Genomic DNA, 4,747 nt, shown 5'->3' on the forward strand with positions numbered 1-4,747 from the left:
TTAGATAATTGATTTTTTATGAAAATAGAACGTATTATTAGCTGGTTTGATAGAGCAGATGAGGAACTTATTGGTGAATTTAATATAGACTTTATACCATTAGATATTTTGAAGGGGATTTTTAGTCCTCCGATTGAAGATTCTTTAATGTACAATCCTTATGAGCGTTTACAGGCAGTGCAAAGTTATTGAGTTACCGCCCAGCAGTTATTATTTTAAGCCTAAGGGAGAATCTCTGTTCAACCTGCAGGTTATGAATGCCATAGACCGTAAGTTCGTGGACTGTCACTTCTACCAGTATATTTAAAACAGAAATTAATAGTTTTATAAAACAGAAGACACTCATTAGGAAATCCTCCAAATTAATTTGAAGACATACAGATTGAAGGTCAAGTTGCCCTATTTTTTTGTCAAGCCTTTTCTCTAATAATTTGGATAAGCTTTTAGAGGAAAAATATACGGTGCCTTTTCTCAAGGAAAAGCAATATTATCCCTTTATTAATTGATAGAATCCTTCCTTTTCAAGAAAAGGATTATGGTAGCCACGATCTGTAAAATTGAGATGGAAAGACTAAGCAGTCCATTTATAGGGATGATTTGTAACAACGATATTTAAAATTTTTCAGGCTTATTTTTCTTCAATGTGCTATTTTTCAGCTTATGAGGATCCGATTAAAAATTATTTTATTTTTCACGAATATTTTGATCTTCAATCGTATATTTAAACAGTAAAGCAAAAGTTGAATATTGCTTTGGTCTTCATAGGTGAATATCATAGCCATTGCCATTTTAACGAGAGATTTGACAATTTAACCATTTACGTTGTGAGAAGAGTAATAACACCAACGCTAACACTGTTTGCGCTTTCGGCGCATGCTCAGGCCAATACTTTTCCGACCACTGGAAATGTCGGTATCGGAACAACAACCCCTCAGAGCAATTTACAGATACTGGGGGGACTGTCCATAAAAGGATGTAATGCAGTATCAGGAGTATACGGTTTTGGAAATAGTATTCAATTAATTGATCCAAATCATACCTCCATCATCTTTAATCCGGGACAGCAGACCCAATTTATGTTTGGATTCCATACCAACGGTAATATTTACTGGAGCAACAGTGCCAGCTATACGATGTCGCCCTCAAAGTCTGGTGATCTCCGTGTATTTAATACATTGACTGTAGGCTCTGATCTTAAGACGGGCTATAAAATGCCCGTATCGGGGAAGTTAGCCGCTCAGGAAGTGCTCGTGACGACCAGTAATTGGCCCGATTATGTATTCAGACCCGACTATAAACTCCCCAGCCTTTCAGAAACTGAAAAATTTATTAGTGAAAATGGTCATCTGCCTGATATTCCAAAGGCTGCAGAAGCTGAAGCTAATGGAATTTCGCACGGTTAAATGAATAATATGTTACCTAAGAAGATTGAAGAGATTACTATACATCTGATTGGTATGGAAAAAAGCAGCCAACAGTTACAGAGGCTTGTTAATGAACAGCAGAAAAGATTAAAGCAACTAGAATCAGATAACAGCATTTTTAGAGAATTGAAGTAGTGACAATTGTATTTTATTGAAAGTTATGAAAGGTAGAACAATTTAATGTTTGTTAATGGTACACGTAGTTGATGGTTAATTATTAAAATAAAAGGTATGAAAAGATGTTCTATTTATAAAATTTATATGGCGATTAGTAGTCTGATTCTATGTATCAGTGCCTCTGCTCAACATAACAATAAGATTGCAGATATAATTCCTCCGTCTCCGTCCTCGTTTGCTCTAACGAGATATGGAGATTTTAATGTCGGTCTACAAACGGGAACTTTCCAGCAGGAAATACCATTGTATACTGTTCAGTCAAGGAAACTAAGCTTGCCTATCAGTTTATCCTATGCTTCAAATGGTGTTAAAGTTGATGAAATAGCATCGAGGACGGGGATTAGTTGGGTGTCTAATGCGGGTGGTATTATTACGCGTATCGTAAATGACGATCCAGATGAATCGTCGACAAAATGGAATCCCCCTACTGACTTTACCCGCAACCAAAATTTATTAAATTATTTGGAAAGGGCGAGTGCTGGCAACACAGATGGTTATGACACTGCTCCGGATTTCTTTTCTTTCAGTGTTAACGGATATTCGGGTAAGTTTATTTTATTAGATAATCGGGCAATACAGTTATCAAAAAGCGCGCTAAAGATAGAAGCAAATCTGTCAGTTAATAATACAGGATGGAAGTTTAGGATAACAGATCCTAAAGGTATTATATACTATTTTGGAGAGGGATTTAATTCGACAGAATCGTCATCAAATTCGCTAATTGGAGAGGAGTGTGGCCGGACTTATAGCAGCCCCGTTACTACTGCATGGTACTTAACTAAAATGGTTCATCCTGAAGGAGATTTCATAAATTTTACCTATACGGCCCTTGAACCCTATTCTTATCCTGTCAGTATCTCGCAGTCAATGACAAAATTCGTGAACCCCTTGCCGGTGTATTGCGATAACCAACCAATAGAGTATATTCCTAACAGTAACTGTGAAAATATCATCACCATAAAGGCAGTCTGTCTTTCAGAAATATCCTCCTCGAGCAATAGTCGTGTGAAGTTTAAATATATCAATAGGCAGGATTTAAAATATGATGTTCTGTTGGACAGTGTCAATATCTACCTGCCCGAAGATTCATCAAAGCCGAGCTGTAATTTTAAGCTCAAATACGTTTACGCAAACGGAAACCCGTACTATTCTAATCAATATAGTAACAGCGATGCGAAATTGAAGGTCAGACCATTCTTAACTTCAGTGATTGGGGAAGCAAAAAATGTAAATGAGAAACAAGTTTATACGTTCGAATATGACAATATTGACTTATTACCCCCAAGATTGAGTTACGCGCAGGATCATTTTGGGTACTTTAATGGTAAATCGAACAGCGGACTTATTCCAAGACCTACGGTAGCACAATACCAATCATATTTTTCTGAAGCAAATGCTGACAGGTCACCTGATTTTAGTTATAGCAAAATAGGAATGCTTACAAAAATAAACTTTCCTACAGGAGGTTATAATACGATAACTTATACAGCGCCGACTTATTCAGTCTCCGAGTACAAATATTCAGAATATACATTGCCAGTATCGGCTGTGGGGGCCGACATAAACCGTAGCAATACTGTGTATTCGGATACAATTACTATTACATCTGCAAGAGATTCTTACATAGGCACCAGTTTTACCTATATAGGAAATCCGAATGAGCTTGACCATCATGCTCAGGCCTATATCTATTTAATTGACATAACGGATAATAGAACCGTATATTCATGTTTTTTAAATCCTGAGAATGACCGGTTTTCCGAGCCGGTGAATCTCGTCGATAATCACAAATATGTACTAAAATGTATTGCTTACGGAGAGTTTAGTTTGGGATCCGCCGTTCTGCATTATATGGTCCGTGGGAATCAACCGGAGAGGAGCAATGTTCCAACAGGCGGTGTAGTTCTCGATTATGTGAACAGCTATGATTCAACTGGACATCTCGCAAATACCAAGAAGTATTATTATGCTGTATTAAACAACCTTGATCGATCGTCTGGGTTGGTAACTTTTTCTCCGATTTATTTGACAGATTATCAAATTGCTATGCCGTGCGGTACATCCGGTGGAACGTTTCTTCCGTGCGGACAGATTATTAAATACAAGAGAATGGTGTCCAATTCTTTGACGAACCTCTACACCTATTCCCAGCATCATATATATTTCAGTTCAGTTATAGAAAGTTTCGGGATGAATTTTGAGCATGGAGGTATTGAGCACAGTTATCTGGTTGACGGCGATACTCCAGGGGAGAAAAAAATGGGGAACGATATTTTGGGAGCAACACTGTCAAATCGTGGAGTTGCGAAAAATGGCTTGAATACCATGAATCGTACATTCTTAAAAAGAAATTCAAAATTTATTGTAACTCAACAGAAACGGATGACCTATAGATTTGACGACCGGTACAACGAAATTTTTTACGGCTATACAGTTCAGAAAGCTTACACTAGCTTTTGTCACAGCTCGCCTCCAAGTGATGATGAATTTGAATCATTCGATGTTTCCAAGAATTATATTTATACGCGTTGGAGTTATATGGATACGGTCGAAACGACTGATTTTGATCAAAATGGCCTCAATCCTGTCGTAAGTACTGTTGTTTATAATTATGATAATCCGAGCCATCTTCAACCAAGTCGGGTAAGCTCAGTTAAGAGTAACGGCGTGAAAGAAGTTGTATTATATACTTACCCTGATGATTATGCCAGTGGTACTGTTTTTATTGATAACATGAAAACCAATCATTTGATAGCATATTCTATTGAGAAGGTTAAGTATAAAGAAGTAGGAAGTGTCAGGACAATTCTGAACGGAGAGATTACCAAATTTCTGCCCGGAGGTAAAGGGTTAGTGGATCAGACATTGATCTTGGACAGTCAGCTCCCAATAGTATTATCAGCGTTTAAGTTTAGTAATCGGACTTTAGGGACTGTACCGCCAAACGGAACGCCGACTTCGTTTTCGGCCGATACTCGATACACAAATGAATATCAGATTTCTTCATATAACTCCAATGGTCGGCCACAGGAACTAAAAAAACGTGAGGAAGCTACTGCAGTTTATCTCTGGGGGTACGGAGGTCAGTATCCTATAGCCGAGATCCGAAACGCGACGTATGCCCAGGTCGATAGTGTTCTGACCAA

General features: G+C 37.9%; 3 protein-coding genes. All 3 read left to right on the plus strand.

From position 1 onward, the window contains the following. The first annotated feature begins 18 nt into the window (after window positions 1-18). Window positions 19-192, plus strand: a complete 174-nt coding sequence (locus K7A41_RS00590) for a hypothetical protein (protein WP_265712160.1) — start codon at window positions 19-21, stop codon at window positions 190-192. Window positions 193-824: 632 nt separating this feature from the next. Continuing rightward, window positions 825-1,403, plus strand: a complete 579-nt coding sequence (locus K7A41_RS00595; protein ID WP_265712161.1) for a hypothetical protein — start codon at window positions 825-827, stop codon at window positions 1,401-1,403. A gap of 282 nt (window positions 1,404-1,685) precedes the next feature. Next, a partial coding sequence (locus tag K7A41_RS00600) for a hypothetical protein (RefSeq protein WP_265712162.1) occupies window positions 1,686-4,747 on the plus strand: 3,062 nt, incomplete at its 3' end.

It is taken from the genome of Sphingobacterium sp. InxBP1, from assembly GCF_026191775.1.
Classification (GTDB): domain Bacteria; phylum Bacteroidota; class Bacteroidia; order Sphingobacteriales; family Sphingobacteriaceae; genus Sphingobacterium; species Sphingobacterium thalpophilum.